This window comes from Arthrobacter sp. MMS24-S77, assembly GCF_054888235.1.
Window position 1 is genome coordinate 3,759,666 of sequence record NZ_JBTZRN010000001.1, and the last position, 19,261, is coordinate 3,778,926.

21 protein-coding genes are annotated in these 19,261 nt (G+C 64.2%); 12 read left to right on the forward strand and 9 right to left on the reverse strand.

Annotated features, from left to right (window positions below; translation table 11 throughout):
- The first annotated feature begins 9 nt into the window (after positions 1 to 9).
- Genes ACX5I4_RS17250 through ACX5I4_RS17265 form a run of 4 tightly spaced genes read left to right on the forward strand, consistent with a single transcriptional unit; the run spans position 10 to position 3,864 of the window.
- Positions 10 to 1,020, forward strand: coding sequence for a carbohydrate ABC transporter permease (locus ACX5I4_RS17250; RefSeq protein WP_461837716.1), 1,011 nt, complete (start codon positions 10 to 12; stop codon positions 1,018 to 1,020).
- 7 nt (positions 1,021 to 1,027) lie between these two features.
- Positions 1,028 to 1,927 (forward strand): carbohydrate ABC transporter permease, encoded by a 900-nt coding sequence (locus ACX5I4_RS17255; protein ID WP_461837717.1) that lies wholly within the window; start codon positions 1,028 to 1,030, stop codon positions 1,925 to 1,927.
- Between the two features lie 30 nt (positions 1,928 to 1,957).
- Positions 1,958 to 2,725: a ThuA domain-containing protein gene (locus ACX5I4_RS17260; RefSeq protein ID WP_461837718.1), complete on the forward strand. Its 768-nt coding sequence runs from the start codon at positions 1,958 to 1,960 to the stop codon at positions 2,723 to 2,725.
- Positions 2,722 to 3,864, forward strand: coding sequence for a Gfo/Idh/MocA family protein (locus ACX5I4_RS17265; protein ID WP_461837719.1), 1,143 nt, complete (start codon positions 2,722 to 2,724; stop codon positions 3,862 to 3,864). Before ACX5I4_RS17260 ends, ACX5I4_RS17265 begins: the two co-directional genes overlap by 4 nt.
- Positions 3,865 to 3,880: 16 nt before the next feature.
- Here the strand turns inward: ACX5I4_RS17265 and ACX5I4_RS17270 are convergent, their stop codons facing one another.
- Together ACX5I4_RS17270 and ACX5I4_RS17275 are read right to left on the reverse strand one after the other, a co-directional pair.
- The gene (locus ACX5I4_RS17270) at positions 3,881 to 4,480 is read right to left on the reverse strand and encodes a GNAT family N-acetyltransferase (RefSeq protein WP_461837720.1); all 600 of its coding nucleotides are present in this window, start codon (positions 4,478 to 4,480) and stop codon (positions 3,881 to 3,883) included.
- 44 nt (positions 4,481 to 4,524) lie between these two features.
- The gene (locus ACX5I4_RS17275) at positions 4,525 to 5,763 is read right to left on the reverse strand and encodes an IS110 family RNA-guided transposase (RefSeq protein ID WP_461835174.1); all 1,239 of its coding nucleotides are present in this window, start codon (positions 5,761 to 5,763) and stop codon (positions 4,525 to 4,527) included.
- Positions 5,764 to 6,172: 409 nt separating this feature from the next.
- Between ACX5I4_RS17275 and ACX5I4_RS17280 the strand changes: the two genes are divergently transcribed.
- On the forward strand, positions 6,173 to 7,117 hold the full coding sequence (locus ACX5I4_RS17280) for an endonuclease domain-containing protein (RefSeq protein ID WP_461837721.1): 945 nt from the start codon (positions 6,173 to 6,175) through the stop codon (positions 7,115 to 7,117).
- 146 nt (positions 7,118 to 7,263) lie between these two features.
- On the opposite strand, the gene ACX5I4_RS17285 is transcribed toward ACX5I4_RS17280, so the two are convergent.
- The 5 genes from ACX5I4_RS17285 to ACX5I4_RS17305 form a co-directional block, all read right to left on the reverse strand.
- Positions 7,264 to 8,127: a 3-hydroxyacyl-CoA dehydrogenase family protein gene (locus ACX5I4_RS17285; protein WP_461837722.1), complete on the reverse strand. Its 864-nt coding sequence runs from the start codon at positions 8,125 to 8,127 to the stop codon at positions 7,264 to 7,266.
- Positions 8,124 to 8,915 carry an enoyl-CoA hydratase/isomerase family protein gene (locus ACX5I4_RS17290; protein ID WP_461837723.1) on the reverse strand — a complete coding sequence of 264 codons (792 nt, stop codon included), beginning with the start codon at positions 8,913 to 8,915 and terminating at the stop codon, positions 8,124 to 8,126. The genes ACX5I4_RS17285 and ACX5I4_RS17290 overlap by 4 nt, the downstream gene beginning before the upstream one ends.
- Entirely contained in the window at positions 8,915 to 10,144 is a 1,230-nt protein-coding gene (locus ACX5I4_RS17295; RefSeq protein ID WP_461837724.1) for a thiolase family protein, read from the reverse strand. Before ACX5I4_RS17295 ends, ACX5I4_RS17290 begins: the two co-directional genes overlap by 1 nt.
- A 133-nt stretch (positions 10,145 to 10,277) precedes the next feature.
- Entirely contained in the window at positions 10,278 to 10,937 is a 660-nt protein-coding gene (locus ACX5I4_RS17300; RefSeq protein WP_461837725.1) for a pentapeptide repeat-containing protein, read from the reverse strand.
- A complete protein-coding gene (locus ACX5I4_RS17305; RefSeq protein WP_461837726.1) occupies positions 10,937 to 11,395 on the reverse strand; it encodes an SRPBCC family protein in 459 nt (152 codons plus the stop codon). Before ACX5I4_RS17305 ends, ACX5I4_RS17300 begins: the two co-directional genes overlap by 1 nt.
- A gap of 73 nt (positions 11,396 to 11,468) precedes the next feature.
- On the opposite strand from ACX5I4_RS17305, the gene ACX5I4_RS17310 reads away from it, so the two are divergent.
- Positions 11,469 to 12,194, forward strand: a complete 726-nt coding sequence (locus ACX5I4_RS17310; protein WP_461837727.1) for a dienelactone hydrolase family protein — start codon at positions 11,469 to 11,471, stop codon at positions 12,192 to 12,194.
- Between the two features lie 64 nt (positions 12,195 to 12,258).
- Here the strand turns inward: ACX5I4_RS17310 and ACX5I4_RS17315 are convergent, their stop codons facing one another.
- Positions 12,259 to 13,737 (reverse strand): amino acid permease, encoded by a 1,479-nt coding sequence (locus tag ACX5I4_RS17315; protein ID WP_461837728.1) that lies wholly within the window; start codon positions 13,735 to 13,737, stop codon positions 12,259 to 12,261.
- Positions 13,738 to 13,939: 202 nt separating this feature from the next.
- Here ACX5I4_RS17315 and ACX5I4_RS17320 point away from each other — a divergent pair, with 202 nt between their 5' ends.
- From ACX5I4_RS17320 to ACX5I4_RS17340, 5 genes are all read left to right on the forward strand, one after another.
- Complete coding sequence (locus ACX5I4_RS17320) at positions 13,940 to 14,668, forward strand: lysostaphin resistance A-like protein (protein ID WP_461837729.1); 729 nt, start codon at positions 13,940 to 13,942, stop codon at positions 14,666 to 14,668.
- 136 nt (positions 14,669 to 14,804) lie between these two features.
- Positions 14,805 to 15,242: a VOC family protein gene (locus ACX5I4_RS17325; RefSeq protein ID WP_461837730.1), complete on the forward strand. Its 438-nt coding sequence runs from the start codon at positions 14,805 to 14,807 to the stop codon at positions 15,240 to 15,242.
- Between the two features lie 21 nt (positions 15,243 to 15,263).
- Positions 15,264 to 16,217: a 1,4-dihydroxy-2-naphthoyl-CoA synthase gene (locus ACX5I4_RS17330; protein WP_461837731.1), complete on the forward strand. Its 954-nt coding sequence runs from the start codon at positions 15,264 to 15,266 to the stop codon at positions 16,215 to 16,217.
- A 7-nt stretch (positions 16,218 to 16,224) separates the two neighbouring features.
- Entirely contained in the window at positions 16,225 to 17,358 is a 1,134-nt protein-coding gene (locus ACX5I4_RS17335) for an AMP-binding protein (protein WP_461837732.1), read from the forward strand.
- Between the two features lie 60 nt (positions 17,359 to 17,418).
- Positions 17,419 to 18,300 carry a 1,4-dihydroxy-2-naphthoate polyprenyltransferase gene (locus ACX5I4_RS17340; protein ID WP_461837733.1) on the forward strand — a complete coding sequence of 294 codons (882 nt, stop codon included), beginning with the start codon at positions 17,419 to 17,421 and terminating at the stop codon, positions 18,298 to 18,300.
- Between the two features lie 191 nt (positions 18,301 to 18,491).
- On the opposite strand, the gene ACX5I4_RS17345 is transcribed toward ACX5I4_RS17340, so the two are convergent.
- Complete coding sequence (locus tag ACX5I4_RS17345) at positions 18,492 to 18,800, reverse strand: DUF4229 domain-containing protein (RefSeq protein WP_461837734.1); 309 nt, start codon at positions 18,798 to 18,800, stop codon at positions 18,492 to 18,494.
- A gap of 81 nt (positions 18,801 to 18,881) precedes the next feature.
- Between ACX5I4_RS17345 and ACX5I4_RS17350 the strand changes: the two genes are divergently transcribed.
- Entirely contained in the window at positions 18,882 to 19,259 is a 378-nt protein-coding gene (locus tag ACX5I4_RS17350) for a PLD nuclease N-terminal domain-containing protein (RefSeq protein WP_461837735.1), read from the forward strand.
- Positions 19,260 to 19,261: the final 2 nt, after the last annotated feature.

Below are 19,261 nucleotides of genomic sequence, written 5' to 3' on the forward strand. Positions count from 1 at the left end.
CAGTTGGACATGTCCCTCACAACTGACTTAGCGCAGGCCAAGTCCCGCGCCAACATACGCGCCAAAGCGCGGGCAAAATCCGGGTCGGAAGCCACCCCGGCCGGGAAGACGGGCCCAAAGCCGCACAGGCGCAGCCGCAAACACCGCGAGCGGATCTACCAATGGCTGTTCCTGGTTCCCGCCGTGATCTACATGGCGCTGTTCTTCGGCTACCCCGTGGTCAAGAACGTCGTGATGAGCTTCCAGGACTACACCACAACCACGTTCTTCACGGGCGAGGCCCCCTGGGTGGGGTTGGCGAACTACGCGAAGGTGCTGTCGTCGTCGTTGTTTTCGACGTCGTTAGTGAACACCGCGCTGTTCACCCTGGGCTCGATCGCTGGCCAGTTCGTGATCGGGCTGGCGCTGGCGATCTTCTTCCAGCGCAAGTTCCCGCTCAACGGAATCCTCCGTTCCCTGCTCCTGCTCCCCTGGCTGCTGCCGCTCATCGTCTCCAGCGCTGTGTGGCGATGGATCCTGGACAAGGACAGCGGAGCTTTGAACCGGTTCCTGGGCCAGTTGCACATCGTGGACACCGGTGTTCCTTGGCTCACCAGCACCTCGCTGGCGCTGATCGCGGTCGTCGGAGTGAACATCTGGATCGGCATCCCGTTCAACCTGACCATCCTCTACGGCGGCCTCCAGGAAATCCCCGACGAGCTCTACGAGGCAGGTTCCCTTGACGGAGCTACCGGATGGAAGGCGTTCCGGCACATCACATGGCCCATGCTGCGTCCGGTGGTGAGCGTGGTCCTGGTGCTCGGCGTCGTCTACACCCTCAAGGTGTTGGACATCATCCTGGGTCTGACCAACGGGGGCCCCGCGAACTCGACACAAACCATCGCCACCCAGTCCTACGATCTGTCCTTCCACGAGTTCAAATTCGGTGAGGGCGCCGCACTGGGCAATGTCCTCGTAGTCATTTCCCTGGTCTTTGCGGTCCTCTACCTGCGGGCCAGCCGGCGGTCCGTCGATGAGTGAGGAAACCATGACGACGACGAAAATCACCATCCGCCGTTCGGCGCCGGCTCCCAGCGGAACCGGACGTGCCCTCAAGGGTCCCAGACTCAAAGGCCTTGCCCCCGAGCGCAAAAAGTGGGGCTATACCGTCCTGGCCATCCTCTTCCTGGCCATCATGCTGTTCCCCGTGTACTGGATGATCAACGCCTCGCTTCAACCCAACGGCACCACGCTCGAAACCTCCTGGCTGCCGCTGAAGCCTGACTTCACGGGCTACGCCACGGCCGTCAGCGAACAGGGCGGAAACCTGGTCACCAGCCTGGTGATCTCGCTCGGGAGCGTGGTCCTCAGCTTGGCCATCGCGGCACCGGCGGCCTACGCTTTGGCCTATTTCAAGGTCAAGGGCGCCGGCGTGGTCCTCTTCGCGATCCTGATCAGCCAGATGATCCCGGGGATCGTCGTGGCCAACGCGCTGTACACGGCCTACAACGATCTCGGCCTGCTCAATTCCATCCCGGGCCTGATCCTGGCAGATTCCGCCCACGGTATCCCGTTCGCGATCCTCATCATCAGGGCGTTCATGAACGGCATGCCGGCGTCCGTGATCGAGGCGGCGCGGGTGGATGGCGCCGGGCACCTGAGGGCCTTTTGGTCCATCGTGGTGCCCCTGAGCAGGAACTCGCTCATTACCGCAGGGCTCTTCACCTTCCTGTTCACGTGGAGCGACTTCCTGTTCGCCCTCACGCTGACCACCACCGAGGCCGTGCGGCCCGTGACCCTGGGAATTTTCCAGTACATCGGCGCCTACGTGAACGACTGGAGCTCCGTCATGGCCACAGCCGTGCTCGCCTCGATCCCGGCCATCATCCTGCTGGTCGCCGCGCAGAAATACATCGCCGCGGGCACAACCGGCGGCGCGGTCAAGTAGACCGCCCTTCAACACCTACAAGGAGAAACCATGTCTGAACCAATCCGCGTCACCGTCTGGAGCGAGAACCGGCACGAAAAGCGCGACGAGCTGGTGGCCCGCCTCTACCCCGAGGGCATGCACGGGGCTGTGAAGGCCGGTATCGAGGAGAACCTCGGCGCCAAGGTCAGCGTCCGCACCGCAACCCTGGACGAGCCCGAGCACGGCCTCACCGAGGAGGTCCTCGCCAACACGGACGTCCTCACCTGGTGGGGGCACATGTCCCATGGCGATGTCGACGACGAAATCGTCGAGCGCGTGCACCGCCACGTCCTGTCCGGCATGGGCCTGATCGTGCTGCACTCCGGGCACTGGTCCAAGATCTTCACCAAGCTCATGGGCACCTCGTGCACGCTTCGCTGGCGCAGTGAGCAGGACCGCGAACTGGTCTGGACCGTGGACCCCACCCACCCGATCGCCAAGGGCGTGCCGCACCCCATCGTGATCGAACAGCAGGAAATGTACGGCGAATTCTTCGACATCCCCACCCCCGACGAACTCGTTTTCATCAGCTCCTTCAGCGGCGGCGAAGTGTTCCGCTCCGGCTGCACGTTCCGCCGCGGCCACGGCAAGATCTTCTTCTTCAGCCCCGGCGACCAGGACTACCCCGTGTACCACCACAAGGACGTGCGCCGGGTCATCTCCAACGCCGTCGAATGGGCCGTCACCGAGCGGCCCGAACGCGTGTACCCGGAGCTACTTCGCTACAAGACCAACGACTTCTTCAACGGCAAGAGCTATCAGGGAGCCAACGCATGAGTACCCCTTTCGCCACCATTCCCGACGACGGTACTCCCCTTCGCGCCGTCGTCGTCGGCGCCGGGGGCATGGGCCGCGCGTGGCTTCGGACTGTGCAGGAGTCGCCCCTCGTGGAGCTCGCGGGCATCGTTGACCTGGACCTCGACGCTGCCCGCGCCGCCGCGGCGGCCATTGGGCGCCCGGACCTCCCGGTAGGTGCCGGAACCGCCACGTTGGCGTCCGACGTCGGAGCCCATGCGGTCATCAACGTCACCGTTCCAGCTGCCCACCACCCGGTGACCACCGAAGCGCTGGCTGCCGGGCTCCCCGTGCTAGGCGAAAAGCCGGTAGCTTCCTCCGTAGCGCAGGGGCTGTCTTTGGCGGCCGCGTCGGAGCTGACCGGCCAACTGTTCATGGTGAGCCAGTCCCGCCGCTACAACCGACACTTGTTCGAGGCCAAGCGGCTAGCCTCTTCGCTCGGCACGGTGGGCATCGTGACCGCCGAGTTCTTCAAGGCCCCGCATTTCGGCGGCTTCCGCGACGCGATGGACCACCCGTTGCTCCTGGACATGGCCATCCATCAATTCGACATGGCCCGGTTCCTGCTCGACGCGGATCCCGTCTCGGTGTTCTGCGAGGAATACAACCCGTCCTGGAGCTGGTACCGCGGAGATGCAGGAGCCACTGCCGTCTTCGAGATGGCTGGCGGGGAGCGCTTCGTGTTCACCGGTAGCTGGTGCAGCCCGGGCCAGGAGACCTCGTGGAACGCGTCGTGGCGGATCAGCGGCGAACACGGAACGGTTGTGTGGGACGGCGACAACGATCCTGTGTCCTCGTTGGGCGCTGATTCGGGCTCAGGCGTCGAGGATCCCGGACAGGAAATCGCCGGTTCGCTGCGTGACTTCGTGGTGGCCCTGCGTACCGGGAGCACTCCCATGGGCCAGGTCCACCAGAACATCATGAGCCTGGCCATGGTGGAAGCAGCCATACTCAGCGCCTCCAGCGGCACCCGGATCTCCGTGGATGGGCTTCTTGAGGAATCCTACGAGCAGGCCGTTTTGACGGAACGCGATCCCGGTGTGCTGGAGGTCCTCAAGTCCTGGACCTCAGTCCGCAGCGCGTTGGCTCCTCCTGCCCGTTGTCGTCTTGGGGGCTCATGAAGACAACAACTGCCAGTTACATGGGGAGCCGCTTCGCGAGCCTGAACTCGAGGCCGGTGCGGACGGCGGGCCACTCGTGTTCGAGGATGGAGAACACTACGGTGTCGCGGAGCACCCCGTCCAAAGTTCGCGAGTGGTTGCGGAGCACACCGTCCTGCTTGGCGCCCAACCGGGCAATGGCCTCGCGGGACTGGTGGTTGAGCCAGTGGGTGCGAAATTCGACCGCCGGGCAGCCGAGGGTTTCGAAAGCGTGGCGAAGGAGCAGCAGCTTGGAGTCCGGGTTGCTCCCGCTGCCCTGTGCCGAGGCGGCGTTCCAGGTGGAGCCGATCTCGACGCGCGGAGTGGCGGCGTCGATGTTCATGTAGGTGGTCATGCCGATCAGCTTGCCGTTGGCCTTCAACCGGGTGGCGAACGGCAGCATCGATCCCTGCTCCTGCAGCGCGAGCCGGCGGGCGATCTCCGCGGCCATGCCCTCCGGCGTCGGGACCGAGGTGTACCAGAGTTTCCACAACTCCCCGTCCTTGGCGGCATCCACCAAGCCGTCGTGATGCTCGGGGCTCAGCGGTTCCAAGGTTACGAAGCGGCCATCCAGGGTCACGGGTGCAATGAGAGTCACCCAGCCAGCCTAACCGACCCAACTAATACGAAAGTAGGGGTGGGTCAGGCTGCAGTGACCGGTGTGAGCGTGACGTCGTAGCCGAGGCTGGTGAGTTGCTTGATGGCGTTGTTCTTGGCGCGGGTCGGGTTGATGCGGGTGAAGTGGTCGGCTCCGGGCTCGTTGTAGCACTCTCCGTTGGCGAGCATGTGCCAGGCTGCGGTGAGGATGGAATGTTCGACGGCGACGAGGGCTTTGTTGCGTCCGCTTCGGGCTGTGATGCGGTGGTATCTCGCGGCGAGGTAGGTGTTCTTGGACCGTGCGGCCGACATGGCCGCGGTGCCCAGGGCTGCCTTGAGGTATTTGTTCCCGGGCAGGATGTGCGCGGATTTGATCCGTCCGGCGGACTCGTTGGATCCGGGACTGACGCCGGCCCAGGACGCGAGCCGGGCGGGGGTTTCGAACACGGCCATGTCCGCACCGGTTTCGGCGATGATCACTTCGGCAACTTTGAGGGAGACTCCGGGGATGGTGGCCAGGGCTTCCCTGGCGTCGCGAAAGGGTTCCATCGCCTCCTCGATCCGTGCCGTGAGGGTCTCGATGACCCGGGTGTGGGTGTCGATCTGGTCCAGGTGCAGGCGGGCCATGAACGCGTGGTGGGGTTTGAACCGCCCGGTGAGCGCGTCAACGAGGGCCGGGATCTTCGAGCGCAGCACTCCCCGGGCCATGCCGGCCAGGACATCGGGGTTGCGTTCCCCGTTGATGAGGGCCTCGAGCATGTCCCGGGAGGACACCCCGGTCAGGTCCGAGACCACGGAGGAGAGCTTGATCCCGGAACTCTCCAGGAACTTCTCCAGCCGCTGGATCTCCCGGGCCCGGTCGCGGGTGGCGATCGCCCGGGCCCGGGTCAGGTCCCTGAGTTCACGGATCGGTTCCGGCGGCACGAACGAGGCCCGCAACAACCCGAAAGCGGCCAACTGCGCCAGCCAGGCCGCGTCGGAGACGTCCGTCTTGCGCCCGGGGATGTTCCGGGCGGCCTTGGCGTTGACGAGCATCACCGGCAGCGTTTCCTCCATCAGGTAGTAGAAGGGCTTCCAGTAGTCACTGGTCGCTTCCATCACCACCGTGGTCACATGTTCGCGTTCCAGGAACTCCCGCAGTTCCAGGATCTTCTGTGTAGTCGAGCCCCAGGTCGTGACCGTCGACGCATAGGTCCCGGCCCGCGGGCCCGGCACCCGCACGCAGAGTTTCGCGTCGCGTTTGGAGATATCCAACCCCGCGGCCCGCTCGTGAACAATGTCCATTCCTTCTTCCCTCCAACACGGCTAAGCGGCCATCTACTGTGTCCGTCTCGGGGAGGACAGGGAATATGTTCAGGAATCTAATACCCGTGCTTCACAGCAACAATCCACGGTTCCCGTGGAAGCCCTCCCACACCACGCTGACTCACGGACTCAAGGCACCAACTTGGGTCGGCGTTCACCAAGACGAACACCTCCATGATCACCGAGCCGCCCGGAGAGGGCCAGAGTCCAGGTGCGCCAGACGCATACTTTCCCGGTCCACGGCGCGCTAGCGGCGCTCATCCGCTGACTCGCAGTTGTTGTCGTTTTGGCGGCTGTAAACGACAACAAATGCGAGCTAGTTGGGGTTCGAGGGCGATTGCCTGTGGATAACTCAAAATGGCGTTCCAGGATTTGCAACCATGGGGCAATGAGGACTCCGCAACCCCTGCCGGCGCCGCTGGCGTTTGCCCCGTTTACCTTTCAAGAAGCGGTCGACGCCGGCGTGAGCCTCCGGCGGTTGCGGCACCAATCGCTGCCCTCGCCAAGCCGGGGCATCCGGATTCCGGACCACGCATTGGTCCCAGGGCAGGCGGCGGACGCCGGTTTCGTCCGGCCTTTCACCGCGGTGACCGAGTTCTCGGCTGCGTCGCACGCCACGGCCTTCGCTCTGTGGTCGTTCCCTGGGTTCCTCCCCGGTAGCGATGATCCGCGCATCCACATTTCGCGTCCGGACACCATGGCGATTCCGCGACGAACAGGAGTGATTGGGCATGTGGGGCAGTTCTTCGACGACGAAATCACCAGTCTTGACGGTCTCTTGATCACCACGCGCACCCGGACCTGGCTTGATGTGTCCCGGAAGATGAGTGTGGATGAACTGACGGTCGCGGCTGACCATTTGGTGCGGATCCCCCGGCCGGAGTTCGAAGGCCGGACAGAGCCGTACGCAACATTGGAACAACTGGCCGACATGCTGGACCGACACAAAGGAACTCCCGGGATCCGGAAGGCACATTTGGCTCTCGAGCAGGCACGGATCGGCTCAGACTCGGCCCCCGAAACGCGGCTCCGGCTGGCCCTTGAAAACGGCGGACTGCCGGAACCCCAACTGAACATAGCCACTGAGCTAGGTGCCGGCGTCGTACGTCAACCGGATCTGGCCTACCCGGAACACCGTGTGGCGGTCGAATACGACGGCGAGCCGCATTCCGAGCCGGCCCAGATAGTCCGGGACATCGCCCGCGAAGAGGATTTCGCCCGTGCCGGCTGGCACTTGGTGAGGATCTCCAAACGGCACATGGAGAACGACGCACGGTCCGCCGTCGCGAAACTCCGTGCCGTGCTCCTGGACCGAGGCTGGACGCCCAAGTAGCAGTTCGCCCCCCAAGTAATCCCCACCGCCACCCTCGCCTCGCAAGCTCGGCCAGGGAACCCTCGCGGCGTGGGCCCACGCAGTTGTTGTCGTTATCGAGCCTCAAAACGACAACAACTGCGAGCTAGTTGGGTGGCCCGAAAAAGCTAGTCAGTCCAGTCGAAGAATCCCTTGCCAGTTTTCCGTCCCAGCTCACCGCGGGCAACCTTGTCGCGCAGAATCTGCGGTGGTGCGAAGCGCTCCCCCAGCGTCGACTGCAAGTACTCGGCGATGCCCAGGCGCACGTCCAGGCCAACGATATCCGTGGTCTTGAGCGGTCCGGTCGGGTGCTTGTAGCCCAGGACCATGGCGGCGTCGATGTCCTCCGCCGAGGCCACACCTTCTTCCACCATGCGCATCGCCTCGAGCGCGATCGCGACGCCCAGCCGCGAGGACGCAAAGCCCGGAGCATCATTGACGACGACGGCGGTCTTGCCGAGTGCCTCGGTCCAGCTTTTCGCCGCGGCGGCGAGCTCCGGCGAAGTCTCCTTGGCCAGAACCACCTCGATGAGCGTGGACGCCGGGACAGGATTGAAAAAGTGCAAGCCGACGAAATTGGTGGGCCGCCGGAGCTGCGAAGCAAGGCCGGTGACGGACAGGGACGAGGTGTTGGAGGCCAGGAAGGCGTCCGCGGAGAGGTGTTCCTCCACAGCCTTGAGGGCTGCGACCTTGAGCTCGTAGTCCTCGGGCACGGCCTCCACAACAAGCCCGCAATGAACGAAAGAGTCGTAGTCGGTGGAGGTGCTGAACCGGGACAACGCTTGGTCCGCGGTCTCGGTCAGGGTGCCCCGGGCAGCGGACTTGGCCACGGTCTCAGCCACGCGACCTTGCGCACCGGCGGCGGCTTCGTGATCCCGCTCTACGACGATCACCGTGGCGCCCTTGGTCAAGAAAGCGTGGGCGATACCTGCGCCCATGCGGCCACCGCCGAGGACACCGACGACATGCGGGATTGCGGGGACTGCTGTCATTTCCGGGTCCTGTCTGGGTTGTCGGTGTTCTGCTTGCTGCTTTTCTTGTCGAGGAACGCCTGCATCCGGTCGAACTTGGCTTGCGATTCGAAGAGCATGCCCTGGGCCAGGGTGTCGATCACGGGGTGCGCCTCGGCTGGAGCGTGGAACACCGACTTGGTGATCCGCACGGCCAGGGGATCCTGCCGGCCGATCCTGTCAGCAAGGTTGTGGGCAGCTTCCATGAGCACCGGGGCTTCGTGGATCTGGGTGATGAGGTTGATCCGCAGGGCTTCCTCGGCGCGGAGGACTGCCCCGGCCAGAAGGATCTCCTTGGCGATCGGCTCCCCCACGAGTTCCTTGAGGCGCCAGGTGGCCCCGGCAGCGGCCATGATGCCCAGCCCGGTTTCCGGGTTGCCGATCCGGAGGCTGGGCGTACCGATGCGGAAGTCCGCGGCGTAGGCGAGCTCGGCCCCTCCGCCCAAGCAGTATCCGTCCAAGGCCGCGATGACGGGCATGGGCAGCTTGGCGATCCGGACGAAGATGGTGGAGTTGATGCCGCGCAAGGCGTCGTCGCGGCGGCGTTCCCTCAACTCGCCGATATCCGCACCTGACGCAAAGACGCCTTCGACGCCGGCAATAATCAGGATTTTCGGCTCGCGCTCAAGGTAATCGCAGACCTTATCGAGTTCGTCCACCATTTGCTGGTCGATCGCGTTGCGGACCTCGGGCCGGTTCAGGAGAACCGTGACGCGGTCCTCGCGTTCCTCGATGAGCAACGTTCCGAATTCCTCCGGGTTCAACGCCATTACATGCCTTCCAGGAGGATGGCGGCGCCCTGCCCGACGCCGATGCACATCGTTGCGAGGCCGATCTTCCGCACGTGGTTTGCGCCCACGAGCTCGCGCTCCATGCGGCCCAGCAAGGTGATCGCGATACGGGAGCCGCTGGAACCCAGCGGATGCCCCAGGGAGATCGCGCCGCCGTCGTTGTTCACGATGTCCGGGTCCAGGCCCAAACGCCGCATGCTCGCGAGCGATTGCGTCGCAAAAGCTTCATTGAGTTCGACGGCGCCAAGGTCACCGACGGTGAGTCCGGAACGGCCCAGGATCTTCTGGGTAGCCGGAACCGGGCCAATGCCCATGATTTCGGGTTCGCAGCCGGCCGAACCGCCGTCGATGATGCGAGCCCGCGGAGTGAGGCCGAACTTTTCGATGGCCGCCTCCGAAGCCACGATGATGGCGGAGGCGCCGTCGTTAAGCGAGGAGGAGTTGCCCGCCGTGACAACAGAGCCGCCGGCAACCACGGGGCGGAGGCCGGCGAGGACCTCCATGGTGGTTCCCTCGCGTGGGCCTTCGTCGGTGTCCACGACCGTTTCGCCCTTGCGGGTCTTCACGGTGACCGGCACGATTTCGTCCTTGAAGCGGCCGCCGGCAATGGCAGCAAGCGCCCGTTCGTGCGAGCGAACGGCGAAAGCGTCGGCGTCTTCGCGGGAGATGCCGTCCACCCGGGCAACTTCCTCAGCCGTTTCCGGCATTGAGTAGGTCATCTTGCCGCCGCGGGAGAGCTCGCCCTTGGTGAAGAGCGGGTTGGCGAAGCGCCAGCCAATGGAGGTGTCGAAGATCTGGCCCGGCTTGGCGAAGGCCGTGGAGGGCTTCTCCTGCACCCACGGGGCCCGGCTCATCGACTCGACGCCGCCCGCCACCACGATGTCCGCAGCACCGGCCTTGATCATGTGGCTGGCCATGATGATGGCGCTCATGCCGGAGGCGCATAGGCGGTTGACCGTGATGCCGGGGATGTGGAGGGGCAGTCCCGCCAAGAGTGTGGCCATGCGGGCGACGTTGCGGTTTTCCTCGCCGGCGCCGTTGGCATTGCCCAGGATGACTTCGTCGATGGCGTCGGGGTCGACGCCGGCCCGGGCCACGGCTTCGCGGATCACGAGGGCTGCCAGGTCATCAGGCCGGGCCGCGGAGAGCGCGCCGCCATACCGGCCTACAGGGGTGCGGGCACCGCCAACAAGAAAAGCCTCGACCATGAGAACATCCTTCGCGAAGGGAGCGGGGCCGGTGAATAATTTACCGACCGTTCGTTCTATAAAGATTACACGGCGCCGCCACGTGGTCAACTGCCGCCTGGTCAACTGCCACCCGGTGACGCCGTTGCTTCACTCAGATCACCCGGATCCCCAGATGCGCTGCCAAAAGCGGAGCCATCAGGCTGAGCTGGTAGTCGTCGATGACAACGCCAGACAGCCCGCCGAGTCCATTGATCATCCGGAAATCCGAGCCACGCAGGTCCACATCCTTGAGCTTCGCCCCCGTGACATCCAGCGTTCCGATGGTGCAGTCCTTGAGCACCATGCGCGTCGCCGTACAGGCCCCGAGGTCGAGTTCGTTGATGATGCAGCCCGTGATCACCACGTCCGTAAGTTTGGATCCACGCAGATTCAGGAAGTCCAGCTTGCCGCCGTCGATCTTTACCGAATGCCAGGCGCCCTCGTACATCTCCGCGGAGCCCCAGCGCGGATTGCTGATCTCCACTTCACGCCACGAGGTGCGCGCAGCGGTGAACACTGGCGCGTAAGGCTCGTTCAGGACGCAGTCCCGGAAGGTCGCGCCACGCAGTTGTGCCTCGTTGAAGGAGACTCCGTTGAATTCGCACTCGATGAAGTCCGCCCCGCTCAACTCCGCTCCGTCAGCCACGGACCGGGTGAGGCGGACGCCGTCGTAGCGTTCGCCGCGCTGGAAGTCCGGAGCGGGATCATCGCGGAGCTCGTCAAGCCTGATCGGGGAAACCCGGGGTGCTGTCACCTTGCCGGCCGCCGCCATTAGAGCGACTCGGCTTTCGCCGCGATCTCGGCGAGATCCTTCGCGAGCGCCTTGCGCGTGACACTCATCCCGAACTTTCCGAACGCGGCCATCATGAGTTTGCTGAGGAAAGTCGGCTTGAGGACCTCGGCGCCGAAGAACAACGTCAGCTCGGTCCCGCCGTCGCGCCCTTCCAGGGTGAAGCGGGTGGTGTAATCCGCGCCGGCCTGCCGCGCCGTGACGGTAGTGCTGCCCGGCGGATCGCTCTGGGAGACCTGCATTTCCGCTGTTTCCTCCCGGCCCATCATGACGCGTGTTTCCTTCCAGCGCGTGCCCTCACCATAGGGTCCCTCGCTGAGCATCTGGATGGCTTTCACGCCCGAAAGGGTCCTGGCCGAGCCCGGGATGTCAGAGATGACGGCCCAGACTTTCTCCCGTGAGGCATTGACGTGCTGGCTGAGAGTGGTGCTGTGGTCCATGCATCGAGCCTAACTGCGACCGCAGACAAAAACAGCCGACGGGGACACTTGCGCGGTCTGGCAGGATTGCACCATGGTGCACGTCGATTTGAGCACGGAGAGCGCGGCGGCCGGAGGCTCGCTCACCCTCCAGGGATACCTGGCCGAGCCCGACGGCGAGGGGCCGTTCCCCGGCGTCGTCCTGATCCATGAAGCCTTCGGGCTCGACGACATGATGCGCAGCCACGCGGACCGGCTCGCAGCGGCGGGATACCTGACTCTCGCCGTCGACCTCTATAGCGACGGCGGTGCGAGGCGCTGCCTCGTGGCGACCATGCGCTCCCTGATGTCCGGCACAGGCCGGGCATTCACGGATCTGTCCACAGCGCGGTCCTGGCTCCGAAACGATGCCCGGTGCACGGGAAAGGTGGGGGTCATCGGGTTCTGCATGGGAGGCGCATTCGCCCTGCTCGCTGCCCATGACGATTTCGACGCCGCATCCGTGAATTACGGCCAATTGCCGCGGGATCTGGAGCAGGCTTTGGAAGGTGCTTGCCCGGTGGTGGCCAATTATGGAGGCCAGGACCGCACTTTGCGGGGAGCGTCCGCCAAGTTGGAAACCGCGCTCACGAACCTCGGGATCGAGCACGACGTCAAGGAATTCCCGACGGCGGGCCATGCCTTTTTGAACGACGCTCCGGTTGGGCCTCGGGCACTGAGGCCGTTGATGCGGGTGATGGGCATCAAACCGGATCCGGCCGCGGCCCCTGAAGCCTGGCAGCGCATCGAGGACCACTTCGCGAAGTACTTGAAGGGGTAAGCCCCGAGTGAAGCCGACGGCGGGTGCCCCCCTCGGAGCGGGAGGCGCCTGCCGCCGGGTGGGCCTAGCTAAAAAGCTCGCTCTTGGGCTCGTTGTTCTTGACCTTCTGCCAGCCGAGCCACAGCACCAAGGCGAAGAATGGAATTGTCGCCAGCGTCCAGAGGCCCAGGAGGAACACCTCGCCCGTGGCCTTGTCCGTCATGGTGTCCATGCCGATGAGCACGGTGATGGCCAACAGGGCGATCAGGCCAACCCAGCTGGTCCACGGCGAACCCGGCATCGGCAGGCTGGAGACGTTGCCCTTCTTCTTGCGCAGCGCGATCTGGCTCGCGAAGATCGAGCCCCACGTGAAGATGACACCGATCGATGCCGTATTTAGCGCGAGGTCGAAGGCGTGCGAACCACCTAGCCAGATGTTGAGCAGGATGCCCACAAGGTACACGGCGCCGATTGCCAGGATGGCGGCGTACGGCACGTGGCGGGTGGACATCTTGGTGAGCCACTTGGGGGCATGTCCATTGTTGGCCATGGTGCGGAAGATACGGCCGATCGAGTACAGGCCCGAGTTGCACGAGGACAGGGCGGCGGTGATGACGATCATGTTCATGACGTCGCCCATCCACGGCAAGCCCATCTGGCCGAAGACCGTGACGAACGGGGAGGTGCCCGCGTGGTACTGGTCCGAGGGCAGGAGCATCGCCAGCAGCGTGACGGAACCAACGTAGAACACCACAATGCGGACCACGACGGCGCGGATCGCCTTGGGCACTTCGCGTTCCGGGTTCTGCATCTCGCCAGCGGTAATGCCGACCAGCTCAATGGCGTTGTAGGCGAAGATCACGGCGTTCAGGACCAGGATCATCACCAGGCCGCCCTTGGGGGACATGCCGCCGTCAGCGGCGAACAGGTTGCCCACGGAAGCGTGGCCGGTGCCGACCTGCGCGTTGGTGATCACCATGAAGGTGCCAACGGCAAGGAAGATCAAGATCGCGGTGACCTTGAGGCAGGAAGCCCAGAATTCGAACTCACCGAAGGCCTTGACGCTGAACAGGTTCACGGCCACCAGCAGCACCAGCGCGGCGATGGCGGACAGTTCAACCGGGACGTTCGGGAAGAAGAACTGGAAATACAGGCCGATGGCAATGAGCTCGGCAATGCCCGTCATGGCCCAGTTGATGAAGTACATCCAGCCGGAAAGGAAAGCTCCCTTCTTGCCGAACATTTCACCGGCGTAGCTGACGAAGGAGCCGGAGGTCTGGCGGTACATGATCAATTCGCCAAGGGCCCGCATGAGCAGGTAGGCGATGACGCCGGCGATGGCGTAGGAGAAAATCAAGGCCGGCCCGGTGGAGGCCAGGCGTCCGCCGGCGCCCATGAACAGGCCGACGCCGATCGCGCCACCCATCGCGATCATGGTGACGTGCCGGCGGCTCAGGGTCTTCTTGTAGCCCTCGGCGCTGAGGTTTTCGGAAGTCGTAGTGGTGCTGGGCGCTGCCGGAGTTCCCGGCTCGCGCAGAAGGTCGGTTGTGGTGTTTTGAGGCACAGCTGTTCCTTGTGGGTTGAGGATATGCCGGGGCCTGACTCCAGGCGTCTGGGTACTAGCAATTCGAGCTTTCGGCCTGTTGGCGAGTCGAATCAGTAGCGAAAACGCGGAAGCGTCGAAGGTAAATCCGGCAAAACCATCTTACCCGGTGATTCCGGCGGAGCGTGACGCGGGCAACAAAGTGGGGCGCTACTCTGGACACATGGGCACCATTCCGCCGGCCGGGAGGCTGTACCGTTTCACGGGCTTGGACGCTGCGGCCGCCGGACTCTATGCGTCATTGGCGACGGTTCTGAGCCTCGCCGCAGCCCCGGTGACAGCCTTCGTACAGCAGTTATTTCCGGACCCGGCTATAGCTGTCTATGCGATCAATCTTGCTTTCTACGCTTCGGTCGGCCTCTTCGCGGCTGCGGCTGCATCGCGCGTCATAGCCCGCGACCTCTTGATTCTGGCCACGCGCCCATGGTTCACGCTGGCCATGATTCCCCTATCCATCGTCGCAATGTTGGTGCTCACCGCCGTTCTGGTGACAGCTACCGGTTCCGTCAAGGAATCGCAGAACCAGCTGGGCCTCCAGTCCCTGGTCCTGCAGCTGCCGGCTTGGTTTGTGGTGCCCTTGCTGGTGGTGTTGGGTCCGTTCGTGGAGGAATACCTGTTCCGGCATCTACTGATCGGCAAGCTGTCCCGCCACCTGAACATTTGGGTCTGTTGCGTCCTGTCCTGGCTCTGCTTCGCCGCCATCCATGTGGTGGGACGTGAAGGGTTGGTGCTTCCCGCCCTGGCGCCCTATCTCGGAATGGGCGCCGTCTTGGTGGCCGTCTACGTCTGGACGGGCAAGAACGTGATGTTCTCCTATTTCGTCCACGCCGCCAAGAATCTGTTGGCGCTCCTGCTCATCTACGCGATCCCGCCGCAGCTTCTGGGCGGCTAGCCCACCCAACTAGCTCGCATTAGATGTCGTTTTGACGGCTCAAAACGACAACAACTGCGAGTCAGTTGGGGAACCCGGACCGAAACTGTCCGCTAGGCACTTCCCCGGCCACGCGCCGTCGTCGTAGGTTCAGTCCATGGCACTGAACTTTCAGGTTGTAGTCGACTGCAAGAATCCGCACGTCCTCGCCGATTGGTGGGCCGAGACGCTCGACTGGATTGTGGAGCCCCAGGACGAAGCGTTCATCCGGTCCATGGTGGATCAAGGCTTCGCCACCGAGTCCGAAACCACCACCCATAACGGCAAGCTCGTGTGGAAGGACGGCGCGGCCATTGGCCCGGCGGAAGACCAGGACAAGGACACCCGCAGGCGCTTCCTCTTCCAGACCGCTCCGGAGGACAAGACCGTCAAGAACCGCGTCCACTGGGATGTGAGACTCGACGGACAGGATAAGGACGAGGTCCGCGCCGCATTGGAAGCGCGGGGCGCGAAATACCTCTGGACGGCCAAGCAAGGACCTCATGAATGGCACACCATGGCCGACCCCGAAGGCAACGAGTTCTGTATCAGCTGAGCGGATTACTAGACTCGGAGGGTGAGCAACGACTTCCCCGCCAAGGTATCCGACGTCTTTGACCCGTCGCGCTGGCGCACCGTGTCCGGTTTCGACGATTTCCAGGACATGACATACCACCGGCAAGTCGAGCGGGATTTGGCCGGAGAAGTGGCGAGGGACCTTCCCACGGTCCGGATCGCCTTCAACCGACCAGAGGTCCGCAACGCCTTCCGTCCTGGCACCGTGGACGAGCTCTACCGAGCCATGGACCACGCCCGGATGACCCCGGATGTCGCCACGGTGCTCCTCACCGGCAATGGCCCCTCCCCTAAGGACGGTGGCCATTCCTTCTGTTCCGGCGGGGACCAGCGGATCCGTGGCCGGGACGGCTACCGCTATGCCGACGGCGAGACGCAGGAGAGCATCGACCCCGCCCGGGCCGGCCGCCTGCACATCCTGGAAGTCCAGCGGCTCATGCGGACCATGCCCAAGGTGGTCATCGCCGTCGTCAACGGCTGGGCCGCAGGTGGCGGGCACTCGCTGCACGTCGTCTCTGACCTCACTATCGCTTCCCGCGAGCACGGCAAGTTCAAGCAGACGGATGCCACCGTGGGAAGTTTCGACGCCGGTTACGGTTCGGCGCTGCTCGCCCGCCAGATCGGCCAGAAGGCCGCCCGTGAAATCTTCTTCCTGGCCCGCGAGTATTCCGCGGAGGACATGGTGCGGATGGGCGCCGTGAACGAAGCCGTGGACCATGAACGCCTTGAGGAGGTCGCACTGGAGTACGCCGCGGACATCGCGCGCCAGTCCCCGCAGGCCATCCGCATGCTCAAGTTCGCCTTCAACCTGGCCGACGACGGCCTCGCCGGTCAGCAGGTCTTCGCAGGCGAGGCCACACGCCTGGCCTATATGACGGACGAGGCCGTGGAGGGCAAGGAAGCCTTCCTCGAGAAGCGCGATCCGGACTGGTCCAACTTCCCTTACTACTTCTAGGACTCCCGTGAACATCGATCCCGTCCTCAAGGCCCTGGCCGCCGCCCTCCACGACGAGGGCCCCGCCGTCGAAATCACCGTCTCGGAGGACGGCACCCCGCATGCCTCCCCCGTTGAAACGCCCGGCTTCGAGGACGCCGCAGTGGTGGTCCGTACCTCCGGTTCCACCGGCACGCCCAAGGCCACGGTGCTCACGGTCGATGAGCTTGCAGCTTCCTCCATGGCCACAGCCATCGCGCTCCAGGGCGAGGGACAATGGCTCCTGGCCCTGCCGCTGCAGTACGTTGCCGGGGTCCAGGTGTTGGTCCGCTCGCTTTTCGCGGGCACTCGTCCGTGGGCCATGGACCTTTCCAACGGATTCACACCCGAGGCTTTCATCGAGGCCGCCGAAGAACTCACGGACACCATCCGCTTCACGTCCTTGGTGCCCACCCAGCTGCAGCGGCTCCTCGATTCGCCCTCGCCGCGGACCCTCGCGGTGCTTCGCCGCTTCAATGCCATCCTCTTGGGCGGGGCACCTGCCTCCGCCCCGCTGCTGGACGCCGCCAGGGAGGCCGGGCTGAAGGTTGTGACCACCTATGGCTCGGCTGAGACGTGCGGCGGTTGCGTGTACGACGGAAGCCCGCTGGAGGGCGTCAGGGTCATGCTCGACGACGACGGCCGGGTCCTCCTGGGCGGCGACACCGTGGCTTCCGGTTACCTGGACGCGCCCGGGGCGAGCGCAGAGGCGTTCTTTGAGGAGGGCGGCACCCGCTGGTACCGCACCAACGATCTCGGCGAGCTCGCCGCCGACGGCACGCTCACCGTGCTGGGACGCGCCGACGACGTCATCATTACCGGCGGCGTCAAAACCTCCGCCGCGTTCATCCAGGCGGAGCTTGAAAAGTTCGACGGCGTCCAGGCGGCTTTCGTGGCCGGCGTGCCTTCCCGTGAGTGGGGCCAAGCAGTGGCGGCCTATGTGGCGGTCGAGGACAGCTCCCCGGAAAGTGTTGAGCACTACAAGGCGCGCTGCCAGGAAAAGCTGGGGGCACTCGCTCCGAAAACGGTGCTCACGACGGATGGGCTCATCTTGCTCCCCAACGGAAAACCGGACCGGCTGGCGATGACCGAGCTGCTCACCGAGGTGCATCAGGGAGAATAGACAAGTCCTCCCCGACCGTCATCTGCCTTCCCCAACGCGAAACAACACGAGGTACTGAACGTGGCAACAGCTGCACAATGGATTCAAGGCGCCCGCCTGCGCACCCTGCCGGCCGCGATCGCGCCCGTGCTGATCGGTACCGCGGCCGCCTACGAGCTTCAGTCTTTCCGAGTCTTGAACGCCATCCTCGCCGCCCTGGTGGCGCTGCTGCTGCAGATCGGGGTCAACTATGCCAACGACTACTCAGACGGCATCCGCGGCACCGATGAGGACCGCGTAGGCCCGCTCCGGCTGGTCGGGTCCGGCGTTGCACGCCCGGACCACGTCAAGTGGGCTGCCTTCGGCGCTTTCGGCCTGGCCATGGTGTTCGGCTTGGTCTTGGTGATCATCACGCAGAGCTGGTGGCTGATCTTGGTGGGCCTCGGCTGCATTCTTGCTGCCTGGGGCTACACCGGCGGCAAGAACCCGTACGGCTACATGGGCCTGGGCGACGTCTTCGTGTTTGTTTTCTTCGGGCTGGTGGCAACGCTGGGCACCACCTACACCCAGGCCGGTCAAGTGAGCCTGCCGGCAGTTGTCGGAGCGATTGGCACGGGATTGATCGCCTGCGCCCTGCTGATGGCGAACAACGTGCGCGACATCCCGACGGACATGGCAGCAGGCAAGCGGACACTGGCGGTGCGGCTTGGCGATCGTCACGCCCGCGAGAGTTATGTCCTGATGTTGGCCGTCGCCATCCTGCTGGTGATCGTGCTGGCCCCCACCAAGCCGTGGATGCTGATCGTGCTGCTGCTGATCCCCGCTTGCCTCATGCCGGCATGGCTGATGGTCAACGGCAGGAAGCGCAAGAGCCTCATCCCGGTGCTCAAGCAGACCGGATTGATCAACCTTGGCTACAGTGTGCTGTTCTCGCTGGGATTGGTGTTGAGCCACGGTTTCTAAGCGACGCTCGCTCAGATATAGCCCGGCTTCCCCAACCCTCGCTCACATCATGTGAGCGAGCGTTAGCACGAAACACCCCAAAAGTGAGCGAGCGTCCTTCCCCCGAACGCTCGCTCAGATATGGCCCGGCTTCCCCCAACCATCGCTCACATCTGAGCCGGTTTTTCGCAACCCTCCTGCACCGTTGAGCCTTAGGCTTCCTTGGGGCGCCGATCGTTCTCGACCGTCACCGTGGGGTTTTCATCCACCAAACGGTCCTCGACCTCGGCGTCTTCGACCTCCAGTGCGGAGCGGATGGGCTTGGCCCGCCCGGAGAAACGCTCGCGCATGGCGGCCGTGGCGGCGTCGCGCTGCTTTTGGAAGAACAGGTAGCTGATGGCGAACGCAATCAGACCGGCGAAAATCACCGCCATCAAGGCGCCTGTCTGCAGGAAGACAAACAGGACGAAGAGCGGGACGAAGATCGCAAGGCGGATCAGGGAGTATTTGAGGAAAGCCACGCATCAAGTTTAGCCTCACAGCCTGATTGCACCCTGATTGCACAGCTATCACCGGACCCGGCGGCGACTAGACTTGACGTTATGCTCCGCGTTGTTGCAGTTGTCGCCGTCCTACTCGTGTTCGTCTATGGGCTGGTGGACGTCATCCGCACGGACCGCCGCGCCACCCGGGGAATCTCCAAAACCGCCTGGATTATCGTGATGATCCTGCTTCCGGTCCTCGGCGCCGCACTCTGGTTCATTATCGGCCGCCCCTACAACAGCCGCCCCACTCCGCAGCCCGCGAGCCACCCCACCGCGCCCGACGACGACCCCGACTTTCTGCGGAACCTGGAGATCCGCCGTCGCAACCAAGCCGAGGCCGAACGGCTCAAGAAGCTCAAGGCCGAGCTCGAAGCCAAGGAACGCAAACTCAAGGGTGGATCCAACGCCGAAGACAGCGGCGACGTCAACAGCTGACC